At 34.5% G+C, this 22,972-nt stretch carries 24 protein-coding genes and 5 pseudogenes; 7 read left to right on the top strand and 22 right to left on the bottom strand.

Annotated elements, in window-relative coordinates; all coding sequences use genetic code 11:
• Positions 1 to 43 precede the first annotated feature (43 nt).
• Positions 44 to 1,300 carry a hypothetical protein gene (locus tag LEM02_RS05870; RefSeq protein ID WP_226080551.1) on the top strand — a complete coding sequence of 419 codons (1,257 nt, stop codon included), beginning with the start codon at positions 44 to 46 and terminating at the stop codon, positions 1,298 to 1,300.
• Between the two features lie 109 nt (positions 1,301 to 1,409).
• Entirely contained in the window at positions 1,410 to 2,342 is a 933-nt protein-coding gene (gene wmk, locus LEM02_RS05875) for a WO male-killing family protein Wmk (protein WP_226080554.1), read from the top strand.
• Between the two features lie 66 nt (positions 2,343 to 2,408).
• On the opposite strand, the gene LEM02_RS05880 is transcribed toward wmk, so the two are convergent.
• A complete protein-coding gene (locus LEM02_RS05880) occupies positions 2,409 to 3,344 on the bottom strand; it encodes a patatin-like phospholipase family protein (RefSeq protein WP_226080560.1) in 936 nt (311 codons plus the stop codon).
• Between LEM02_RS05880 and LEM02_RS05885 the strand changes: the two are divergent.
• A pseudogene (locus LEM02_RS05885) lies at positions 3,343 to 3,846 on the top strand (phospholipase D family nuclease); the annotation flags it as partial. The gene LEM02_RS05880 and the pseudogene LEM02_RS05885 sit on opposite strands and share 2 nt — an antisense overlap.
• On the opposite strand, the pseudogene LEM02_RS05890 reads toward LEM02_RS05885, so the two are convergent.
• From LEM02_RS05890 to LEM02_RS06825, 18 genes and pseudogenes are all read right to left on the bottom strand, one after another.
• A pseudogene (locus LEM02_RS05890) lies at positions 3,840 to 4,057 on the bottom strand (hypothetical protein). The pseudogenes LEM02_RS05885 and LEM02_RS05890 overlap by 7 nt on opposite strands.
• Before the next feature lie 54 nt (positions 4,058 to 4,111).
• Positions 4,112 to 4,648 (bottom strand): ankyrin repeat domain-containing protein, encoded by a 537-nt coding sequence (locus tag LEM02_RS05895; RefSeq protein ID WP_226080563.1) that lies wholly within the window; start codon positions 4,646 to 4,648, stop codon positions 4,112 to 4,114.
• Positions 4,649 to 4,660: 12 nt separating this feature from the next.
• A complete protein-coding gene (locus LEM02_RS05900) occupies positions 4,661 to 5,611 on the bottom strand; it encodes a contractile injection system protein, VgrG/Pvc8 family (protein ID WP_226080565.1) in 951 nt (316 codons plus the stop codon).
• Positions 5,612 to 5,821, bottom strand: coding sequence for a tail protein X (locus LEM02_RS05905; protein ID WP_226080568.1), 210 nt, complete (start codon positions 5,819 to 5,821; stop codon positions 5,612 to 5,614).
• A complete protein-coding gene (locus tag LEM02_RS05910; RefSeq protein ID WP_226080570.1) occupies positions 5,818 to 6,165 on the bottom strand; it encodes a phage tail protein in 348 nt (115 codons plus the stop codon). Before LEM02_RS05910 ends, LEM02_RS05905 begins: the two co-directional genes overlap by 4 nt.
• Positions 6,165 to 8,476 (bottom strand): annotated as a pseudogene (locus LEM02_RS05915) (phage tail tape measure protein). Before LEM02_RS05915 ends, LEM02_RS05910 begins: the two are co-directional and overlap by 1 nt.
• 109 nt (positions 8,477 to 8,585) lie before the next feature.
• Positions 8,586 to 8,844 (bottom strand): annotated as a pseudogene (locus LEM02_RS05920) (phage tail assembly protein).
• A gap of 83 nt (positions 8,845 to 8,927) precedes the next feature.
• Positions 8,928 to 9,209: a type II toxin-antitoxin system RelE family toxin gene (locus LEM02_RS05925; protein ID WP_226080572.1), complete on the bottom strand. Its 282-nt coding sequence runs from the start codon at positions 9,207 to 9,209 to the stop codon at positions 8,928 to 8,930.
• Positions 9,193 to 9,393: a hypothetical protein gene (locus LEM02_RS05930; RefSeq protein ID WP_007303020.1), complete on the bottom strand. Its 201-nt coding sequence runs from the start codon at positions 9,391 to 9,393 to the stop codon at positions 9,193 to 9,195. Before LEM02_RS05930 ends, LEM02_RS05925 begins: the two co-directional genes overlap by 17 nt.
• 61 nt (positions 9,394 to 9,454) lie before the next feature.
• Positions 9,455 to 9,961, bottom strand: coding sequence for a phage major tail tube protein (locus LEM02_RS05935; RefSeq protein WP_226080574.1), 507 nt, complete (start codon positions 9,959 to 9,961; stop codon positions 9,455 to 9,457).
• A gap of 11 nt (positions 9,962 to 9,972) precedes the next feature.
• Positions 9,973 to 11,135: pseudogene (locus LEM02_RS05940) on the bottom strand (phage tail sheath subtilisin-like domain-containing protein).
• Between the two features lie 207 nt (positions 11,136 to 11,342).
• Positions 11,343 to 11,561 (bottom strand): hypothetical protein, encoded by a 219-nt coding sequence (locus LEM02_RS05945; RefSeq protein WP_226080576.1) that lies wholly within the window; start codon positions 11,559 to 11,561, stop codon positions 11,343 to 11,345.
• 178 nt (positions 11,562 to 11,739) lie between these two features.
• Entirely contained in the window at positions 11,740 to 11,961 is a 222-nt protein-coding gene (locus tag LEM02_RS05950; RefSeq protein WP_226080578.1) for a hypothetical protein, read from the bottom strand.
• A 541-nt stretch (positions 11,962 to 12,502) separates the two neighbouring features.
• On the bottom strand, positions 12,503 to 13,084 hold the full coding sequence (locus LEM02_RS05955; RefSeq protein WP_226080581.1) for a hypothetical protein: 582 nt from the start codon (positions 13,082 to 13,084) through the stop codon (positions 12,503 to 12,505).
• Complete coding sequence (locus tag LEM02_RS05960; protein WP_114517885.1) at positions 13,081 to 13,275, bottom strand: hypothetical protein; 195 nt, start codon at positions 13,273 to 13,275, stop codon at positions 13,081 to 13,083. The genes LEM02_RS05955 and LEM02_RS05960 overlap by 4 nt, the downstream gene beginning before the upstream one ends.
• Positions 13,276 to 13,300: 25 nt before the next feature.
• A complete protein-coding gene (locus LEM02_RS05965) occupies positions 13,301 to 13,531 on the bottom strand; it encodes a hypothetical protein (protein WP_226080583.1) in 231 nt (76 codons plus the stop codon).
• A gap of 181 nt (positions 13,532 to 13,712) precedes the next feature.
• Complete coding sequence (locus LEM02_RS05970; protein ID WP_226080584.1) at positions 13,713 to 14,453, bottom strand: hypothetical protein; 741 nt, start codon at positions 14,451 to 14,453, stop codon at positions 13,713 to 13,715.
• Between the two features lie 354 nt (positions 14,454 to 14,807).
• Positions 14,808 to 15,086 (bottom strand): group II intron maturase-specific domain-containing protein, encoded by a 279-nt coding sequence (locus LEM02_RS06825; protein ID WP_226080668.1) that lies wholly within the window; start codon positions 15,084 to 15,086, stop codon positions 14,808 to 14,810.
• Positions 15,087 to 16,783: 1,697 nt separating this feature from the next.
• On the opposite strand from LEM02_RS06825, the gene LEM02_RS05980 reads away from it, so the two are divergent.
• From LEM02_RS05980 to LEM02_RS05995, 4 genes are all read left to right on the top strand, one after another.
• Positions 16,784 to 16,945, top strand: a complete 162-nt coding sequence (locus LEM02_RS05980; protein WP_226080585.1) for a hypothetical protein — start codon at positions 16,784 to 16,786, stop codon at positions 16,943 to 16,945.
• Between the two features lie 167 nt (positions 16,946 to 17,112).
• Positions 17,113 to 17,337: a hypothetical protein gene (locus LEM02_RS05985; protein ID WP_226080586.1), complete on the top strand. Its 225-nt coding sequence runs from the start codon at positions 17,113 to 17,115 to the stop codon at positions 17,335 to 17,337.
• Between the two features lie 338 nt (positions 17,338 to 17,675).
• Positions 17,676 to 18,902: a tRNA (N(6)-L-threonylcarbamoyladenosine(37)-C(2))-methylthiotransferase MtaB gene (mtaB, locus tag LEM02_RS05990; protein WP_226080587.1), complete on the top strand. Its 1,227-nt coding sequence runs from the start codon at positions 17,676 to 17,678 to the stop codon at positions 18,900 to 18,902.
• 59 nt (positions 18,903 to 18,961) lie between these two features.
• Positions 18,962 to 19,912: a P44/Msp2 family outer membrane protein gene (locus LEM02_RS05995; protein WP_226080589.1), complete on the top strand. Its 951-nt coding sequence runs from the start codon at positions 18,962 to 18,964 to the stop codon at positions 19,910 to 19,912.
• 589 nt (positions 19,913 to 20,501) lie between these two features.
• Here the strand turns inward: LEM02_RS05995 and LEM02_RS06005 are convergent.
• From LEM02_RS06005 to secD, 3 genes are all read right to left on the bottom strand, one after another.
• Positions 20,502 to 20,666: a hypothetical protein gene (locus LEM02_RS06005; protein WP_226080590.1), complete on the bottom strand. Its 165-nt coding sequence runs from the start codon at positions 20,664 to 20,666 to the stop codon at positions 20,502 to 20,504.
• A gap of 62 nt (positions 20,667 to 20,728) precedes the next feature.
• The gene (locus LEM02_RS06010) at positions 20,729 to 20,995 is read right to left on the bottom strand and encodes a hypothetical protein (protein WP_226080592.1); all 267 of its coding nucleotides are present in this window, start codon (positions 20,993 to 20,995) and stop codon (positions 20,729 to 20,731) included.
• 216 nt (positions 20,996 to 21,211) lie between these two features.
• The gene (gene secD / locus LEM02_RS06015; protein ID WP_226080594.1) at positions 21,212 to 22,726 is read right to left on the bottom strand and encodes a protein translocase subunit SecD; all 1,515 of its coding nucleotides are present in this window, start codon (positions 22,724 to 22,726) and stop codon (positions 21,212 to 21,214) included.
• Between the last annotated feature and the right edge of the window lie 246 nt (positions 22,727 to 22,972).

The raw sequence follows: 22,972 nt of genomic DNA on the forward strand, positions 1-22,972 counted from the left end.
AGTTGCTCTGTAGACTTGAATAACATGCTTAATAGGAGGCTATATGACTACTAAAAAAACAGTATCATTTGATGATATGGATGGAAATACTTATGAGTTAATCATTGATTCTAAAAAATTACCAAAAGGACTATATAGTGCTATTGAAGGTATAAGGCGTACTGGTAAGAAAACCCAGCAGTCTGTATTTGTAGACGAGACCGATAATAAACCGAAAATATTTGATGATAAAAGCAGGTGGCCTATCTTTGAGAAGCCTGAAGGTGTGCCTTCCCCTAGCGATGTTTCTGAAAAATCAATCAATCTTGGAGAAGGACGTGGAATTTATAACAAAAAATCTTCAAATCGTCAAAATCCGTTTATTCCATCTTTAAGTAAGATAGAGCCAAGTGCAAGTGAAAATGCAGAATTGAGATGGTTTAAAAGTAGAGTAGTAGAGGCAAAAAGCGTGGAAGAACTGAACAAAACTATAGACCAAGCATTAAGTTCTGGAATCAGGATAAATGCGTATAGCGAAGGACAGAAGAGTTTTGCGAATGAAGTAATATCGAAAATGCCTTTGATCAAATGCAAAGAAAACGAGAAGGAAGACGTAATATGTGAATTGATGCTAAATGGAGCAATATTCAGTTACGATCTATTGCAGGATAAGGGAATAAGTGAAATGCATAACAAACTGTATCAAGAGATTCGTCCACAGATAGATGAGTGGCTTAAAGAACTGAGAGAAACCGGTGAAAGTGCTATTGAAAATGAAGGAATCATAGAAGATGTGGAAATAGACAATCAGACATTTTTTATGAAATTTTCTGAGAATAGTAAGGTAAATATTGCAAGAGTATTGGAAGGTACAAAAAATTTAGGATTAACCACAGGAGAGGTAAAATTAGGAGGTGATGTTATAGAAATTGGGAATAGTAAGGTTGAGGTTAAAAGTGGAAAAGAAGGTGAAAGGAATTATGTTGATGTGTCTGACAATAGTGCTTTTGAGGTAGCATTTCCCACAAGTATTGGTAGCCTAAAAATTGTAATATGCCATAATGCAAGAAATGATCGTCAAGTAGAGATTAGAGTAGCAGATAAAGAAATGTGGTCTGAACTACAAAAAAAAGGGGAAACTATAGGAAAAGGGTGTTTTTTTGGAGGAATGACAGTCACAGAAGCGGTAGAAAAGGGAAGTTTTCCTAGGGATGGCAAGTGGAGTAAAGATAAGGTTGAAAAGGCAATTAGTAATAGCGAAACATTATCGTGGGTTGATAAGGTGTGTGGAGGTAGTAAAGAAACTTCTCGGAAACTTTAAACAAAGGGAGGTTTTCTTCCCTTTTTACTTACAACCACAAAATTGCGAACTCTTTATAAGCTAAATATAGCAAATTAACAGATGTTTATTTCGGTAAAATTGTTACGATATGGCAAATATCTCTATAAGATATAAAATAGCACAAAAAGTAAGAAGCTGGAGATTAAAACAAAAGTATACCCTAAAAGATTTAGTAGAGAAAACAGGCATAAACTATCACACGCTGCTAAGATATGAGCAAGGAACATGTGGCATTCCAATGAAAAAATTAAAAGTCATAGCGAAAGCATTATCAGTTCACGTTGGTAGCTTATTTCCTAGACAAAAAGTACTGAGAGAAAATTGTTCCTTTAACAAAGAATGGATGTACAACTTCATAGCAAAAATAAAGGGACAAGAGTCATGCAAGTTAATTCGCGACTTAACTGGGTTTATTCAAGCTGAAGAGGAAAATAATGTAAAAGCTGCAAGGGTAAGCATGGCCAAGAACTTAGCGAAAGTAGGGTTTGATACTGATATTATCTATCGGGGAACTGGTTTATCAGCTGATGAATATGATGAGGAAAAAGGCTCTGAGCATTCAAACGAAGGACAAGAGATAAAAAAATGGAGAATAATAAGGGGGTATACTCAAGAGGATTTAGCAAGAGAGCTGGATATAGGACCCTCACAGATACATCACTATGAACAAGGTAGTGTTACCATTTTAAGTGAAAGATTATGGGAAATAGCAGAAAAGTTATCAGTTAATCCTGAAGATCTGATGAAGAAATATGAAGAAGATAATTATAAAGCAGAAAACGAGCTATTAAGTTGGGTAAGAGAGTCTAAAAAGATTGACAATCAAGAATCACTAAATGAACTCGATATATGGGTAGAATTTTTATCGCAAAGAAAGCAAGTTTACAAAGAAAAGATTTACAAAGCAGAGGCAATAAAAGTTGCGAATAATTTACGTATGTTGGACGTTTCTATTGATGCTATTTCTAAAATAACGGGCTTATCTATTGAGGAGCTTGAGAATTATGTTTTCAAAACTTAACCTGGGTTAAAAACTACAGTAGTTTACTGACTCAGAAATAATACATTAAGATATAAGTAAAGATAGTTACATATTTAATACTTCTATACAGAATTTGTTTATCACTTTTTGATTTTCCTCTATCGTTGCCTTTGCCTCTTGCTGAAGAGATTTGATATTTTTTGATGTAATATTATCCATGTCAGGTGATGCTATTTTTAACTGTGATTGTATTCTTAAATACTTACTACCTATAACTTGATCCAACTGATAATTTACTGCATCTAAACTTGAAGCAAACATCACATGCAGTAGTGGCTTGATCCATCCTATTTTTCCAAATCTTCTTGAATTAACATACTCTATGCTTCTATCTGTTCTTCCAGTACCTATCGATAACAGTAGAATATCATCATTTGGAAATAACCTTTTACTACTTGCATATGCACAAGCCGCTGGATTATTGGCAAAAACCCCTCCATCCACTAATACCATTTCCTTTTGGTTGATTTTAAGATATTTAGGTACAAAGTAAGTAGGTGCTGCAGTTGTAGCTCGTAATGCATCTTTCAATTTGATAAAATTTCTATCTTCTCTCCAGCTCTTAAAAAAGAAAGGGCAATTATTGTGAATATCGTAACTTGCAATCAGTACATTATTTAAGGTGCTTTGTAAAGTATCATCACCAAAATATTTATCCAGTACAAATTCAATATTTTTATGTGGGTATTGTGCGCAATTAAGCCAAGAAAATATTGATCTTCTCAAAAATGAAGATTTAAAAATATATGACCCGTATTTTTGGTAAAGCTCGACTAAATCATTGGCTGAATATTGGGGATTTCCTTGTTTATCTTTTTTACATAATCCTGCTATAACAATTCCACCGGTTGAGGTTCCTGCCATTAAGTGAAAGATTTCAGCTATAGTTCTTCTTGTTCTTTTTTCTATTTCTGCTAATATTATGGCTGGTATGATGCCTCTTATGCCTCCGCCGTCAACTGAAAGGATGTATTTTGCCATGGTTAGGTATTTATTGATTTTATTAACTTGTTCGCTTTTATCGGGATGTGTTTCCTGCCCAAAAGCCACAGTCTGCTTCACGCCTGGAGAAAATTGCACCAACCTAATAATTGATTCCGTAGACTATGCTAAAAAATCTGTGTTGGTTCAGGCATACCAATTTACCTCAAAGCCTATTGCTGAATCCTTGGTTCAAGCTAAAAAGCGTGGAGTTGATATTAAGGTTATTCTAGATGAATCACAAACTAGTTCAAAACATAGTGTAATTAACGAATTATTTTAGCACAAAATCCCGATATGGATTGACTTTAAACCCGCTATTGCTCATAGCAAGGTAATTATTATTGATGAGCAAAAAATCATAACCGGATCATTTAACTTTTCAGATGCCGCTCAGCAAAGAAATGCTGAAAACCTACTGATCATAACAGGAGATTCTCCACTAGTTGAACAATACGTCAAAAATTGGAAAAATCGCCAATCGCAGTCTAAGCATTATACACAAGACTTTAAGTTATCTTTGAATTCATCTAATTCCTCAGAAAGATTTTTCACCCTTTCCTCAAGTACTAACACTTTTTCCATTAAACCATATTCAATAAGTTTATCGTGAAATTGTACCTTGAGTCTAACTTGGATAACCACCATATAAATGCTACTGTTTGTATTAATAACGTGATAATTACTGTAATTGGGATTTTTTGATTTTGCATGTTTCTCCTAACTGTGTAATCTTTCAACTACTTCTTGTTTCCGGTTACGAAATATTACCGCTCAGACTCGTGTTTCTTTTCAGCATTATAGAGCAAGTGTATAATTTCATCGTACGGTTTATCTTTGTTATGCCGTGATCTTAGTACAGCTACATCTCTTGGGTTTTTCCCATCTGTGTCTCTAATGTTAGGGTTTGCGCCTTTTTCTAACAAAAGTTTAATTATCTCTAAGTTACCTTTGTATGAAGCTGCATGTAATGCTGTCCATTTTTCATATTTTGCTGTGTTTATATCAGCTCCTTCCTCTATTAGAAATTTAACAACTCCCAAACATCCTGCACCTGATGCATAATGTAATGCTGTTAATTCGGGAATCTGTGTATTAATATCTAATAGATTATTTGCTGAAAATTTTACTACTTCTAGGCTACAGTTCTTAGAAGCAATCCGCAATATTGTTTTATAATTGTCTGTAGCTTTTGCCTTCATGTAGCAATAGGTAATAACAACACATATTATCATTGTTATACACCACCAAAAATGTAGCTTATTTCTTGAGTCTCTATTCATATTTAATACTTTTTTCAACATTAAATATTTGTTTTACTTATTTTCTCTTAACGTTGATGCTGATAACACAGTGCGATAACCTGAACCATCTAACACATGTTCTGCTCTGTCAATTATCCACTCACCGTCTATATCTTGATGAAATTCTAATAAGCTAAGTTTCGCCTCTGCAAATAGTTCTGGATTACCAGGCATAGTGATATCCAATACTGCATTATTTCGCTTTAGTTGTTTTAACTTAGCATTTGCTGCACTGATTGCTGATTCTACATTAGAGTAAAGCGTTTGTATAGTATAACTTGGACTACCAGTGCCAGCTGTTTCTGACATAGTTTCACCTTTTTCATAGCTATGCCATTTCGCAATTACCGAGGTGTACCTGCTCACTGTAAAGTGCACTTTCCAATTTATTGTGTCTTGAGGTCTAATAGCTGTTGTTCCTAAAGCTTTTCCAGTTGCCGACTTTGCTTTGCCTTTTGGAATAAAGAGTATATATCCGCCAGCTAGTTTTGCCATTGCTCCGTATTCTATTGCTATTTTTGTTAATAAACTTATATCACTTTCTTCTATTTGGTTAATATATGGAATCAACACATTTTCAAACTCTTCTGCAACTCTGTACCCATATCCATGCTTTTCTGCTATTTCCTTAACCAAGTTACCTAGAGTAATTTGATTCCATTCTTTGGATATTTTTTCCTTTAATGATAATTTCAAATTTGTTGCATGAGCTTTTATGAGTAAAGTCTTTGGTGGGTTCTGCACCGTAATCTCATTAACTGTATATATACCCATAGGCATCACTCCGGTTTCCCTGTACCCTAAAGAAATATTCAATTCATTCGGAATATTTAAGTTTTCATCTCTGTAATTAACACACACTTCAACTACATCGTCTATTGTCCCAGATTCATCTGTAAGGCGCAATGATATAACTCTATCTTTAATTGATTCACATTTATCTATTATAAAATCTGGCTGCATTTATTCCCAGACCTTTAATTTTGACTTTTGTATTGTTTTCTGAAGAGTAGGAAGCTTTATCTTTAATCCTGCCGGTAAAAAGCTTCCGTATTCTGCCAAACCTAAGTTCTCTGCTAGTACTAATTCCACTACTCCATCCGTAAATCCGTAATGTTTCCAGCAAATCAGATCTAACATTTCACTTTCTTTGCTCACATAATATGTAGTCATCTGTATCTCTTCAAACTCAAACTAAATTGAACTTTTCTCGCTAGTCCATTAGGTAAAAAATATATCTGCTTTTCTTCTAACCTAGTAATTACGAATTGTCCTAAAATATTACCTAAACTATCTACTAAAATATGTGGTTTTTCAGCTTCTTTCATACTCTTTAATTGATTTAGCCCGTTGAGATTATGCAGATAAATCATTCCTTCTAAATCTATATTTTCTAAACCTTGACCGATATTTTGTAATAGTGGCATATTTTCAATACATTCAATTACACTCCAACGATTTTCTTTGGTATATTTCAAACTTATCGGAGTAAATTTATATGGACCAAGAGATAACATCAATAAAATGTCTCTACCGTATCAAATAAAACATCACGTGACTTTTCTCTTATCCTTTTTATTACTTCGTCAGCAAGACTACGAACATCTTGATTTGGTTCTGATTTAATACTGATATGATAATTATTAGTGATATTCTGAGTTTTATTCAAAATCTTCTCTTCTTTATCTTGAAATTTACTCCTTGCAAAATCTACAAGCATCTTATCATTTTCTGTGGATTTTTTCTCCTCAATAAGGCTTTTGAATCTGAAACTATTCTGATTTTTCTTGGAAATTTCTTTAATTATACTGTTGCTGAACAAAGAATTTCCATTGCTGAGAGTATTGCTTTTCATGGGGGTATGTACTGCTTTTATTTCAGTAACAATACTTTTTCTTTTTTCAAATTCTTTCAATGCAGCAAACTTTCCAAATATGCTACCAACAGTACTTCCTACCCATGAAAAAGCTTCTCCTATGGGTTTTATAATTGATTTTATATACTCCCAGAAGCTAACGAAAAATTCTTTCACCTTCTGCCAATTAGTCATCACAAGAGTTGCACCAGTAACAAGTCCTGCTATCAAAATCCCGATGGGGTTATTCATTGCAGCCAGTCCTATTGCTCTCAGGCCTGTTACTATTGCAGGAAAAAGTGTAGTTGATAAAAGTGAGAACGTTCCAATTAACGTTGCTTTTAACCCAAGAACTGTACTTCCAAGCAAGGTAAATCCATAGCCCAGGCCTACTACAGCAATTTTTAAACTTATCAAAGCTGCTACAGTACTCATGATTGCCGTAGTTAAAGTTGGATATTTTTCTGCAAATTCAGCTATATATCGAGTTTTTTCTTGTAAGAACTCAGCTATGGATTTTAAAGTAGGCAACATCACTGAACCCAGGTTCATACCAACTTCAGCTATTGCATTTCGAAGGAGTCTTAATTTATTGGCTGTAGTGTCTGCACGATTTTTGAATTCTTCTTGCAGAGAGCTTCCGTACTTTTCTGTATTAGCCAGTAACTTTATTGCATCCTCATACTTATTAAAACTTCCAGCTAATAATGCAATATCATCTTGATATTCCTGACCGAAAAGTTTCATAAGGATTGTAGAACGTTCCTGATTATCCATTTTCTTTAGAGTTTGAAAAAAGTGAAGTAGTGCTTCTTCTCCGCTTTCACTGATCCTTTGTACCATTTCTTCCGCGGTTATGCCCATTTCTTCTAGTGCTGCTTTGAATTCTTTTCCTTGACCTTCAGCAGTTTGAAGTTTGCTAAGCAGTGCATTTATAGCAGTTGCAGCTTTTGCTGGTTGTTTACCTAAACTAATAAAAGTATTTACTAAGCTGCTTGTTTGTTCAAACTTTAATCCAAACTGCTTTGCAGTACCACCAACTATTGCTAGAGCTTCAACCATATCTTTTGCTTTAGCAGCAGTGTTATCTGATAAGTGGTTGATTACATTACCAACATGCTCCATTTCACTAACATCAATTCCATAAACGTTAGAAAGTTTAGCTATGGAATCACCTGCTTGCTCTGCAGACATATCAAATGCTGTAGACATTTTTGCTACTGTTTCTGTAAACTTAAAAAGATCTTCTTTCTTGATACCAAGTTGACCACCGCTTGCAGCTATTTGTGCTAATTCTGCGGCTGATAATGGTATTGTTCTTGACATTTCCTTTAACCCTTCAGCAAATTTAGTTACTTCATCTTTTTTATTATCAAACTTTACTACCTTCTTAACATCAGCCATAGCCGATTCAAAATCAATCGCAACTTTAACTGGAGCTGCAAGCGAAAGACCTAGGTCTCTATAATTTGTGACTTAAAATGTGCTTTGCTTGCTAAAAAACTTTGGTGACTACGTATTGCAGATCCAAGCTTACCATACTTACCTTTTAATACTCCAATAGAAGAGCCAAGTTTATGTTGGTCACTTACTAAGTACTTAATATTTCTTCCACTTTTTCTTACTTCTTCATTAAATGAATGCAAAGCATCTCTCTTTTTCAAATATGCTTCTTTTGCTTTTATTGCAGAGGTTTTGGCCTTGTCAAATTCTGCTTTTAAAGTTTTGCTCGGTTTCTCTATTGCCTTCATTTGTTTAGCTAAAGATTTTACTTGATCTTCAAAGCCTTTCCATGACCTCTTGCTAGTCAAAACATCATGACCTAACTGCTTAAACTTTGATACTGATTTTAAAGATGAGTCAAGCTTTCTTATATTCTCACCAAGATGAGTAAGTTGACTGCTACTTCCTTTTATTACAGTACTGAAACTGCCATCTAAAACTGCTCCGATTTTTATAGATAATGTTGACATTGTACCTTCCTCGCTGCTTTATGCCATAAGATAAATTCATTAATCTCCATATCAAGTATTTGTTCAACCCCGCCTCCTACAACAGAGCTGAACATTAATACTTCTAATCTCAAGTTTTTTGGATAATCGGTGAAAAAAAATCCTTTAATACCTCTTGAACTTTCACATAATCAGCAATATCTAACTCTTCAATCGCTTCTTTTGCAACTGATGTCAAATTGGGCAGTCAAAGTTACTTCCTTACTCAGATCACTACCATTAAGGCGTTTTATTGCCAAATAGTCTCTAACTTTTGGACGTCTAACAGTAAGTTCTGAGACAGAAATACCATCAACTGTTATTGGGTTATTAAGTGTTATAGCTTGCATGTTCCTCCTTAAAAAGTTAATTAAATAAAAGTCTATATCGGCTTTTACATAACTAATTTCTTTGTATGGTGCTATAAATAGGATTAGCTTTGATAAGAATCTTTTCTGTGTTCAATTGAAGTAATAACTACTGTATGTTCTGGTACATCTATATAATAAAGTATACGATAGGTACTCACCCGTAGACTACGTTGTCCACTTAAGTTATGCTTTAATGGCTTTCCAAGTCCAATTGGATCAGCTGTTAGACGTTCCATTATTGCCTTCTTAATCATTAACTTTACTTTTGCTGGAAGAGCCGGAATGTCTTTCTTTATAACAGATTCTGAATAGTCTATATTGTAAGGCTTAATCCCAGAAGGCATCTTGATGTTTAACCCTCTTTTCTTTATAGCGTTCGTCAGCAATCTTAGATAATTCCATATCTTCAATTTCTTCTTCCATTAATTCAGTTAATAACTTTAAAACGGACTTGTCTTGAGATTGTGCTACACTAACAAGTAAACCAGTTAGCTGCTCTATGGAATTTGTATGAGCTTTAGAATCCATATTAACTATATACCTACAACTTCTTATATTTTAACATTTTTATGTAATTTTGTCAACCATATTAGATCCCTAGAATCGTTTGTAGCAAGGCCATTTGATCAACGCCATTTATCTTTCTAATCATATTTTCAGCATCGATCTCTATTAATTCATTACCACCTATCGTAAGTTTATAATAATGGGCAGCTACAGTACACTTCAGCGTTGCTTTTTCAGCAGGTTTCCAGTTGCCAAAGTAAAACTCTTTAAAAATGCCTCTTAAATTGATTATTACTGCTTCAATATCATTACTTCCACTTCCTTGCATTCCACCTCTGAGTGTCAAAGAAACTGAATTCCCATTTATTAGACCAAATAGCCTAAAGAGTTCTGTATCGTATTCAGAAAAAGTGAAATCTGCTTCAAGCTTTTCCATGCCCATATCAATATTTACTGGAATATCCATACCACCAGCTCTATATTCATCTGTTTTTATGGTAAGTTTTGGCAAGGTTATTTCATCTATTTTTCCTGCATAACCACGACCATCAACGAATACGTTAAAATTTCTCAGTATTTTCGGTAACACTTTGCTTTCTCCTAACTTATATTTACGAGATGAGATTTGAATGTTATTTGTTCTGCCGGATATGGTGGTGTAAACTCAAAGTCAAAATACACTTTCCCGCTTGCAATGTTTGCCGGTGTGTTGAGTTCTGGAGTTGCATAACATTTTCCACTGATAATTGCTCCTTGTGCTTTTAAACTTGCCAGATAGGAATTCACCCCCTCAATCACATCATCTATATAAGTTTTTGTGATATTGCGATCAACTGCCCAGAGATGAGCTCGAAGTAAACTATCGTTAATTAAATCTGCAGTGCGCCTTACTGATAGAAAAGCCCATTTCGAATCGTTTGAACATGTTCTATTTCCCCAAAGCCTATAGCCATTTTGATGAATTATCGTTGTTACTTCATTTTCATTCAAGTGGTTTGCTCTACAATTTATATTACCGAGCGTAAAATCAATAGGCCTGCTTGTTCCAATAATACCATTTATCTCTTTATTTGAAGGTGAGTGCCAAAATCCTTGCTTGCTATCTACTTTCGCTATTAAACCAGCTACAAATGAACTTGGAGGCAAAATTTCTTCTTTTCCTTCAATAAATACCTTCACCCAAGGATCAACGACGTAAATTCTTGAGCTGCCTACACTTTTTCTCCATTTTATTGCTTCTTCATCATTAGTATTTGGTCCGTCTGCAACAATAATTGCTCTTAATTTTTCTGCTATGGAAATTAAAGCACTCACTACTGGATTTACTCCATCTATTTCAGGTAACTGATGAGTAAACTGAGGTGCAATTAATATTCTTGGAGCAACATGAACTATACTTTCACTACTGAGGAATGCCTCTATCCCTTGATATTCTCCAGTCTCTTTATCAACTCCACCGATTATACTTTGAATAGTTTCACTTTCTTTGAGCTTTGGATCACTTTCTTTAACTCGAATAACTACTACTGTTGCACCAATCTGGGAAAATATTCCATTTATTGCAGAAGGTAAACTGCCACTCTTTCCGAGCTTTGCTGCTTCCTTTAAGCTTCCTGCTAACTAACACTGGTTTGTTGGCGGAGGTACGCTCGTCTTCAGGTGCAGTATATTACACTTATCACTGATGATTTGGCTGTACACGTGCTGTCTTTGCTCTGAGTTACCTCAATAACATTTACGCCATGTAAAAATTCTTCAGCCATTTTCTTTGTATTTTTCCTGAAATCATGCCAAAGTCTGTGGCTCATTTTTCGCACGGCTTCTTCAATCTTTCTTTTGGCTAAATCTTCAAGCTCTTCATTTTGATTATTGCTTTTACTGCTTTTTCACTTTTCCTCAATTATTCTTGCCATTTCAATAACCATGGCCACGGACTTTTGCTAAAAGGTTCTATAATTTCTTTATCCTTTTCATCCTGGTCTGCTAGAATGCTTTTTTTGCGGCTTCCGCTTGAATCTCATAAGATTTGGCTTTGGTGAGAATGACCTGCCATATTGGTGAGTATGATTATCATAATAAAACGCATATATCAAATGCAAAAGCTTCGCATTATCCAGTAACTCCTTTTGTATATCTTCTTTAGTACGCTGAGCAATTTTTCCTCCTTCTGTTAAACAACTTTTTGCCAATCAAAATCTTCTGGTGCTTCATACCAATCATTTTCAGTTGGCTTTGCTTTCCAAGTGTTGTTGTTTCTACTTGTTTATCATTTTCAAATCTAATGTAGATAGACATTGTTTGTTACCTTAAATCTCATACGATGTTAGATAATCCTGGACATTGCCAAGCTTTTTAGCGTTCTCACATCTACTTCAAGTCCTGTAGTTGCATTGCTACATTGTTATAAATCCCCCACTGAATAAATTGACCATAGTTGTGTACATAATTTGATGCAAGCATGCCTTGACTAACTTGTTCTGGAATACAGGTAAGATGATGTAATAGTAATATTGCAACTGTTTTCCTACTGGAATCTCCATTACCAGATCCAGCTAATTTGCTATCAGGAACTCGTGTATTGGTAAACATTTTTCCATATTTATTCTTGAAATTCTTGATTTATTAAATTGGTATTATCTAGTGTTCCCAAATAGTCCTGCACCCCCCATACTCCCGTACTAGAGTACGATGATCAACAAATTCTATTGTTTATTTATGTTCATTCGTTGTATTTTTATAAATACTACTCAGTGCAGCATATGGGTAACCGTATATCTCATCATAACTACCCGAAAAACTTTTGTGCATAACTCTCCAAATAAATAAATGTTCCTTTACTTCCCTCTATAAAACTTAATAGTTGTCTTGGCCGATGATAAAAACTAACGTAATCTGTATCGTATGTATGGCTACCTGCTAGTAATTGCAAAAAGCATATAATTGGTTTGTTATATCACTACTCCCTTTCCAAACTCTATTGTAAAGTTCAAGTGGCCAAAGTAATTATTTTTTCTTCCAAGTACACCAAATAAGAAGGTGTGACCCTGATTCAACCATGTTGCGCTTTCTTATTTCATTTATAAGAGACGCTTTTAACTGTTCATCCAGTTTTACTCATTAGAGATGTTTTTCAATTCGAGTTTCTATTTCTCCTATGATGAGCAGATGGTACATTATTAACAGCACGAAAATCTTCTACTAAACCTTTAAGACCATCTTTATGACTATTACTAATGCTATTTATTGCTGCAATATTGGCATTCTTTCTCGTATCAAGTAGCGATAAATTTGTTGTTCCTTTTTCATCAATTCTCTTTAATAACTGCTTCTCTGATTCAGAGATCACTGCTAAAGAACTAGCTTTTTTATTATCCAGATCAGTTAAGTGTTTTTTTGCACTATCAAGAAGTTCTTTTAGCTTACCATCTGTCATCTGCACAATTTCAGAAACCGCACTTTTGTCGATTATTGATTCCAATGCTTTAGCAAGATATGCTAATTGATCTGGAGTACTGTTTGCTACTAAATCCTTAAGCCTCTTTTGTAGTACATCAATTATCTCTTTTACCTCAGTCATCTGCACAATGTCAGCAATAGCTTTTTTATCTGCTATCAATTCCAGTGATTTTGCAAGATATGCCAGTTGATCAGGTGTGCTGTTTGCTGCTAAATCCTTTATCCTTTGATGTAACGCTTCTATTGCTTCTTTCATTCCCAAAAATTCAAAAAAGTTTCAAATCTAAATCGTTTAAAATTATTTTTTAGTTGATTATGCTCATCTTCTCTTTCGGTAATATCTTCATCTATTTTCTCAATTGTGGTACGGATACGAACAACATCCTGCACAGCAATATTTTCTGGATGAGGCAGTGGATATCCTCGTTTGGTTTGGTCAACAGTCATTATGTGACAATCACTCTGAGATTTTTTACCTTAGAATAAACAACTGTTCCGCCAAACTAATTTTACCTAGTCTCATTGCCATTAAAGTTGTCAGCACATAGGTTCTCTCTACTAATTTTCTCCAATTGGTTTCTGATGTTAGAATTACTAATTGCCATCCTTTGACAGCTTTGTTCACATATGCTTTAACATCTGCAGTGCCAGGTATTAGCGCATCATATGTTATGGTGATCTTAATTGTTAACTCCCATAACAATAATGCTTCTCGTTACATATCCTCGGACTCCTGAAAAGATTACCTAGAACTAGCTGTAACCAGGATAGAAGAACAAGGACTTTCTCGCCCTCCTTTTAGGCTTGCTTTTACCGTTAGCTCTCCAGATAATCTTTCACGCAGTGCAGTGGTAAATTATCAGACGAAAGTTTTCTTTCCCTCTTCATCTGTTCAAGATAAATTCTACGTGGTATCCGTGCTTACTTTTTTCTTCATTTGTTAAAACTATTAAATCTGATACGTTGTTTACAGTAACTTTCCCAAGATCAATAACATAAGAATTTTCACTAAATTTTGCAGCTAGTAGTCGAAACGTTAAATCTAAATTTTGATGCGGAGTCCAGGTACTTGCATTACTTGATGATAGTAATACTCCTACTTGATATGGCTGGCTTGTTACCCAACGGCTATTTACTACATCATATTTGCCAAGCTCTGCTATTTTTACTGCTGTATCTGCATCATCGGTTAGCAAAACTATTGCATACTCCTCTCCTGCATGGCAAAACACTGGTGACCAAGTGATACGTGTTGCTGTGCCATCTATCTTTATATCTTTTGGCTCAATATAGCTTTCAGCAATGACAGTCTGCGAGGGCATTCCCACTGCTGTTTCTCTAATCTGCACAACAACACGTTTTTTGCCGCTATTTGTGAACCATAGCTCCACACCTCCTATGTGCCTACTCTCATTTAAAGTAAATGTTTGGGCTAAAGGATCAACTCTTCTTGCTGCGATAACTCTTCTTCTCTCTTCTATGGTAATAGTTTTTTTACCAGTATAAGTTGCTTCTCCATAACTGCCTTTATCACCGTAAAACTGTACTAATTTAGTACCTGCTGGAATATTTGCTGGGATTTTTATTTTTCCCTTTAATTTTCCCTGGTTGTTAGCTGTGAGCATATTTTTTACCTCTTACGCAGTAGGCTGAATGAGTTATCTAAGTGAGGAAAGTCACCTCTCCTCACTCGACTTCAGAACCGTACTTGAAACTTTCACCTCATACGGCTCCTCTGTAATTTGGTGCTTGTCATACATATGTACTTGATCATGACAATGCCACATATAACAAGAATAAATTCTCCTATATTATTGTTATTTCTACTTTTATCTTGATGATGTGCTTCTATAATATCATCATACCTAAGAAATGATTGAAACAATGTTTACATTTACTTTGTTGTATCTTCAGTAATTTTATTATTTTGGTGATTTTCTCGAGAGATTCTGTAGCCGTTTTCCCCAATATAACCAATCTCACATCATATGGCGACTTGTCTTGCAGAACTTTGATGTGCCGGATTTAATAGCATGGTCTCCGTGATTAATAAGATACATTCCGTTATTTGACATAAACCTCCAGTTATCGTTCTTATACCTTTTAAAGTATTTATCTTTGATCCAGAACTTTCCTTTGTTATTGTGCCTGTCTGCCATTTCAAAGTTGTTAAACATAATATTATCAAAAGATTTAAAGATCTTACTTGATACTGAATTGTAATATCGACACCATCCACCGATGACCGGATTAAAGATGCCTTATTACAGCTTCGGGTTATTCCAAGCATTCTTTTGGTCTTTGTTTAATATCAATATGCTGTTTCACAGATTTACAACTTGGGTTTTATTATTAACTTGTATGGTCTCTTATGCCGTTTCTTGGATAATGTCGTATTGCTTAAAACCCGAGAAAATCAAAACCTGGTTTCTCTATATTCCAGGGATTTTAATGTATGCTTAATTTTTGTTTTTGATAGGTTCGAATTTTAATCCTATGGTTTTGCTCATTTCCAACTAAAACCTTTGCCTTCAAAACAACTTCTTCACTCTCATGTAAGAATTACAAAATCATCAGCATACGCGAGTATGCTTATTGTTTTGTGCATTTTTATATGATAAGTGACCATATTTCATTTTAAGGTGGAAAAGTTCTTCGCCAAAGTTTTTCTTTGATGTGCTGTCCCAACCCATGTAATGCTGGCATTTGCAAGTAACGGAGAAATTGTCCACTCTTGAATTGTACCACATTTAGTGGAGTTCAAACTTTCTATCTTCCATAACTCCCTGCTCTCAGCCATCCTTTTATTATTTTCTTCAAAGTTGGTGTGGTATTGAGTTTTCTAGCAGTGCGTTATGATCGAAATGCTATCAAAGCAACTAGAAATATCGGCATCAGAAGTATGTATGCTGTTTTCCTTCCAGAAGTGCGATGAATATGGCTTCTATCGCATCCTGACGCCGTCTACCAGGTCTAAAACCATAAGTGTTTGGCTCAAATTTTGCCTCATTCTGGTTCTATTGCCATCTTAACAGAAGTGTTTGCTTTGCTCGATCTGCTATTGTGGGTATCCCAAATGGACGTTGCTCCAGCAGTTTGCTAGGTTTGGAATCAGACTCGTCTTGATGGTTTTGCTTTCTCTAATATCTAAAAGAATGTGCTAGTTGCAGCCCAGCTTTTCTTTTGATTGAGATTAACTTTTCAAATCATACTATGCAGTCTTTTCCCTATTGTCTTGGGTTGCTTTTCTGACAACTGAGCATTCTTCCACTTGTTGATTTAATGCCTTTGAAGATTGTGCATCTTTTTGATATTGTTACATTTTGAAGCTCAGTAGAATTCGCTTTTGTAGCTTAAACGAAGATTTCTCTAGCTTGCGCCAGAGGTTTCGTTCCATTCATACCTAACATTTTATTTGGTTCATAACATATTAACCACTACCTAACTACCTTCCAAACTATAGTGTCCCGTCAGCGCTATCCTAGAAAGTATTACCTTAGGCATTGGCTTTTTGGACAATCCTTTCACATAAACTTGCGGTTATTTCACCTGCTCATTACACTAAAAAGTGATAATAAGAACTTTTATGTGATTACCCCGTTAAAACTTCGTTTCATGTTGAATTTAGGTTCTTACTTTTTGCCGGGAGACAAGTTACATCTTGATCAATCGCATAAACTTGTTGATCACCTATTTCTCCATTGTACCCTTTTGGTTTATGCGTATCAACCTTTTCGCATATCTTCGATAACGACTTAATTCAAGCATAGTTCCTTTCGTAACCTTATCTGCTCTTCTTGAAGGGATTTACCATTGGGTTTTGAGTATTACTCCTTTTAACCCATGCTTGCATCCTAAAGGTTGCCAATCTTTAAAATATGGGTTACAATTTCAACCAGATGTTATGGTGGATGGAATTTAACCATCACGATTTCATGACTCCCAGGTCGCACTTATGCGGTCTAATTCCAATTTACTTAATAAATACGGATATGTATCTGATACAAATGGATTGTCTCACCAACAAATGGGAATGTATGATGATTTAGGAAGATATGAAGTTGCTGATGAAGATATGATGTACCAAAAAAACTATGGTATTATTAGTGATAGTTAAAAAAAGTAACAAATCTGACTGGAGATACAGCAAAGATTATAGCAGATCACCTTATTAAACCTGTTAGTGATCAGGTTGCAAAGCAAATCGTTGTTCCATTAGGAACAGAGATTATAAGTAAAATTGTCGTACCTATTACAAAGAAAGTTGCAGAACAAAATCAAGACATGATAAAAGAGCTAACAGATAAACTCATGGTTCGCGTGGAAGATTTTGCTCGGTTACAAATAGAAAAATTAAAAGAAGACGTGAAGCAAGAGATAACATCAATACCAGGTAAAGTTTTAGAGAAGATAAAACCTTCTTCATGGCTTTCATGGAAAGCAGAAAGTTTGGATGAAGCTTATTCTGACACTTATGTACCAAATGATATAGATGAATTTGCATGGTAGAGCTTCAAGGTTTAGCAAAATGTTTTTTGGTTTATATTCGCTTGAGGTTAACATCATTGGCCTTAAGCTTTTTTTATGGAATTAATAGATTTCTTGCATAACCAGCCAACTTGGTATCCAATAAGAAAATCTTAATTCCAGCGTCACGAGCTGGAACTCTTTGAATTCCAGTTATGCAAGAAATCTAATACCAAAATGTTAAATGATCTTACTGTATATCTACAAATTCTTCCTGTGATTTTCAACTCTAGAGGTTATGTTTAAATTATAATATCTACCAAAAAAATAGTCATTTTGCTTGGATATTTGATATAATTCAGATCTATTAAAGCAAAAGCATGAATGAAGTAATAACATTTGGTTGTCGTCTAAATTTCTACGAGAGTGAGTTAATCAAAGAAGCATTAAAAAAAGCAAAGAGAGAAAATGTTGTTGTGGTGCATAGCTGTGCAGTGACAAATGAAGCAGAACGTCAAGTAAAGCAAAAAATACGTAAGATCTATAAGAATGACCCAAGTAAAGAAATTATCGTAGTTGGCTGCGCTGTTCAATTAGATCCTAAATCGTATAGTGATATTCCTGGTGTAAGTAAAGTGCTAGGTAATCAAGACAAACTAAGAGCTGAAAATTATCTATTAAATAATGATGAAATCTTAGTCAGTGATAACCAAGTAGAACCTATTCTCATTAATGGATTTGAAGATAAATCAAGGGCATTTATTGAAATTCAAAATGGTTGTAATCATAGCTGCACATTTTGCTCAATTACTGAGGCAAGAGGGAATAATCGATCTGTGCCAGTAAACAATATTATAGAGCAAATTAAGATTTTTATAGAAAATGGGTATCAAGAAGTGGTGTTTACAGGTGTTGATATTACTGACTTTGGTACAGATTTGTTTGGTAAGCAATCACTTGGTTCGATGGTTAGGAGAGTTTTAAAGGATATACCACAGTTAAAGAGGCTAAGACTTTCCTCTATTGATGTTGCTGAAGTTGATGATGAATTAATGGATTTAATAGCTAATGAGCCAAGACTTATGCCTCACTTACACTTGAGTCTACAGTCTGGTAATAATTTAATACTAAAGAGAATGAAACGTCGTCACAACAGAGAACAAGTAATAGAATTTTGTCATAAAATGAAGAGCTTAAGACCTAATATAGCATTTGGTGCTGATATTATTGCTGGATTTCCAACAGAAACTGATGAAATGTTTCAGGATACAGTTGATTTACTGAAAAAAATAAATGTAGTTTATCTACATGCTTTTCCATATTCAGAGCGGAAAAACACACCTGCTGCACGGATGCCACAAATACCAGAGAATGTACGTAAAGAACGAGTAAAGCATCTAAGAGAAATGAATAAAGAAATGATGAGCAGTTTTTATCAATCTTTGGTCGGCACTGAACAAAGCGTTCTAGTTGAACAAAATCATGTCGGTAGAGCGGAAAATTTTGCACTAATAAAACTTACATCACAAATCCAGGCTAAAAGTATTGTGAAAGCTCATGTTACAGGAATAGAAAGTAATTGTTTAATTGGAAATATTATTTCTTAATTTTTGTATATTAAAGGAATATATGATATAGTAGTTATACTATAAGTGATAATTCATTTATGATAATTAGAATATCTATTGCTTTATTTTTTATCTTCATTCCGTGTGTCTATTTTTTTATTACTTATATCAGTAACAATACACACATTGAGCAAGTACAACCGTTAAAATTAGAAACAGATAATAATGAAAGTGTGATACGTTCTCAAGAGGTTGCTGAAGAAGAAATACCAATAAAATATCAAGAAGTTGAAAGTGATCCACCTTCTATTCTCCAAGTAACTGATCAGAAAAATATGTGGCCACGTATTACAGATCAAGCTGATAATGAGCAGATTACAAAGGAAAAATCAAAAAAACTTGATTTTTATGTTAGTGCTAACGGTGGTAAGATATATAATGATAATTCAAAAACATTTGTAAAGGGCATTAAAGAAATAGGGCAATGGTTTATTGATTTAATTGATACAACTGATCCTCAGCTTTCTTGGGACTCCAAATTAGGATTAATACTTGTCAAAGCGGGATTAGTAGATGAAATTGAGAATATACTGAAGTTTAAGGGTGAAATTGATTTCCAGTGGCTTAGGGGCGTATCTTTAGGTTACTATGCTGGAGAAAATGGCCGAGTTGATTTTGAAGCTATGTATTCTACAGCCAATATTGAAGATAGTAACTATCCTCCATTATTTGATAAATCAGCAAGCGTGTTTGCATTTTTATTAAACTTCTATTATAACTCCAGCATTCGAGATACACAATTTGCTCCGTACATTGGTCTTGGTATAGGGCCAACAGTTTTTAGATTAAAAAAGATTAATGGGTCACCAGAAAATTCAATGCCACTGAATGTTCCTTGGTTTGCTTATCAAATAAAGCTTGGTGTTGACTACTCAATAATCCCAGAAGTTAAAACCTTTTTCGGCTATCGTTACTTTAGTATCCCAATACCTATTGCAGATGATATATCCACTCATAATATTGAAGTTGGTTTGATGTTGAATTTCTAGTAATAATATCTGTTCAAGGGCATCTGAAGCAAAAGTGGTCAGTGCTTGCCATTAGACTTCTTGGATAACTTAAGAAACAAGTAGTAGAAGCAATATTAGGGAAGGTATAAATTTTGAGCATGTAAGTAAACTTGATGAAGAGAAGCTTCGAAGACTAAGAGGAGTAAAAAGAAAAACATTGGAAAAATAATAGAAATTTTAATAGAGGAAGAGGCCAAGAAAAAGGCAAGAGGAGGAAAACCAAATAAACAATGCATATTTATTAATAGCACTCGAATATTTGTGTAAATACCGTACATATTTCCATATAGCGCAAAGCTATGGAATAAGTGAAAGTATTGCTAACGGATGAATAGAAGATGCATTGATAAAACATTCAGATTTCAGGAAGATAAAGAGCTATTAAAGTCAAATGTAGAATACGAGATTTTAGTAATATAGCTAACCGAAGTAAGATTTGCCCGAGCACTGAAAGACAAAATCAATAGCCGAATTAATATTGGGCCAAAAGGTTTGTAGAGCCTTTCTTATGGCGTGCTTGATCAGAATCGGATTTAAATCTGGCGAGTATGGAGGCAAGAACAAAATTTTACACCCAATATTTTCTATCAAATTTTTCGTCCTTGCAGATTCTCGCATTGTCGAGAACAATAGTCTGTCCAGGTTTAAATACAGGAACAAGTACATTTTCTACATAAGCATCAAAAATCTCGCTGTTGCAGTAGCCTTCAGGAAGCTTTAACTTTTCCTTCATTCAGTGCTCCAATCATGCTTACCCTCTTTCTTTTAAACCCTGGGCAAATAACCTCTTTGAGACTACCCATATTCATAAAATTCATTGTCCTCCATTCCAGACTCATCTATGTATATCAAGTTTTCTTTATTTATTTCTTCTACTTTTTTTATGAACTCTTTGCGTTTCTCTTTATCTCTTTCTCGATAAAGAAAAGTTTTTTTATATGTATAGTTTACTTTGCTAAGGTAGTTATATACTGTGTTTCTACACATATTACCAAATTCTTCAATTATCTTTTCAATTCTAATATCCTGATTTCCATCCAGAAATTTGATAAATCTATCCATATCTTTAATCTTATGGCCATATCCTTTGTGATAACCTGAATATGGTTTCTGTTTCTTCTTTCCTTTTCCTCCACAAATATATTGGTTTTATGCTCACTAAATTGGTGAGCATGTTACAACGTTTTTGACGACGAAAAGACTGGATAGCTACTTTCACGACAACCATTTAGTTGTCTTTTCTCGTCTATCTTATTTTGTCACTCTGCTGAACAGATACTAAAGTACTAGCTTTTGTGAGTTGATGCACAATTCTATCAGAAGTTTTGTGACTATAATTGCAGAAAACATCGAGCACAGGATTCCTATCGATAAAGTGACAGAAAACCCTCTAATTGCTCCACTACCAATAATGAACATTATTCCTGCAGCAATCAGTGTAGTGAGGTTTGAATCAAGGATTGTTTTTATTGCGTTTTTAAATCCTTCTTCAATGGCACGAGCTGTTCTTTTTCCTGTTTTTATTTCTTCGCGAATGCGTTCAAATATTAAAACATTTGCATCCACCGACATGCCAACAGTTAGTGCAATTCCAGCAATTCCAGGTAGAGTAAGAGTTGCTTCAAGTAGAGTGAGAATGAGTAATATAGAGACTACATTAAAAAACAGTGCAATAGAGGCCAATAAGCCTAACTTGCCATAAATAATCATTATAAGTAAGGCAACAGCTGTAATTGAAATTATTGCTGCTATTTCTCCTGCTTTTATTGACTCTTCTCCAAGGCTTGGACCAATGTTTTTTTCTTCAATTATTTTAAGTGGTGCGGGTAGTGCACCTGATTTTAAAAGTATTGCAAGTTCACTCGCTTGTTTTTCAGTAAAATTACCGCTAATTTCTCCCTCTCCATTTAGAATTGGTTCACGTATCGTTGGCACAGTTAAGACTGTGTTATCTAGAACAATTGCAAAGGGCTTTCCTACATTTTCTTTAGTGATTTTTGCAAATCTTTTACTTGCTACGCTGTCAAACTTGAAGTGTACTTTTGGTTTACCTAAATTGCCGAATCTAACTGATGCATTGACCAGTGAATCACCGCCTATTTCAGTCTTGCGGAATATTGGATAAGAATTGCCTAAAGAATCCTTGAGCATTACAGTGGTTTCATGGTCTATATCTTGCAACTTTGTTACGTTAGTGTTTGCCAAGTGGAAAGCTAGCTTAGCTGTTTTGCCAAGCAGAGATTTTATCTGCTGAGTGTCTTCTACTCCAGGTACTTGAACTAATATCTTATTTTGCCCTTGTTTTTGTACACTTACTTCCTTTGTACCAAGCTTATCTAGGCGTCTTTGAACATTAATTATCGATTCAGAAACTACTTCATTGATTAGAGAGTTTTTATAGTTAGGTTTATATGCAATGAAAATTGAAGCATCTTTTCTATTTAGCTCTAAATTTGGGTTTATTTTATGGATTAACGTTGAAACTTTTTTGTAATCATTGATATTACTTAAAGTTACAATTACTTGTTTATTGCTTTCTATGCTAGATTCAATTTTTTGTGTTAACAGACCTTCTTTTATCTCATCGGCTAGCATACTTAATTTCTCTTTGAAATAGAAATCTAAGTCTACATTCAGGAGCAGAGATGACCCACCTTTTAAATCAAGTCCTAGATTTATTCTTTTTTTTGAGGTGAAAAACTTATTATCAAAGAAATTTGGTAGTATTATATATAAAGATAGTAGAAAAATTAGTAATACTGAAAGAGATTTAACTATGAGCTTGCTTGGCATAAATTTAAACTACACTAGTTATAGTGTAAACTGAATAGCCGCTGACTACAAGCACCTAAATAAAGAGACTCTAAAGCCTTAATCTATAGGGTATCCGTTGAGATGTATGGCAAATCAGTGCTTTCTTTTTTGTCATGCAAGTAGCTGATCTCTATGATGATGTCATCCCAGTGCCCAGACACTGGGATCCATTCTTTTTTTACTAGATTCCAGCATCAAGTGCTGGAATGACACCATTTATTTCTA

The organism is Wolbachia endosymbiont of Tribolium confusum (genome assembly GCF_020405475.1).
Taxonomy (GTDB): Bacteria; Pseudomonadota; Alphaproteobacteria; order Rickettsiales; family Anaplasmataceae; genus Wolbachia.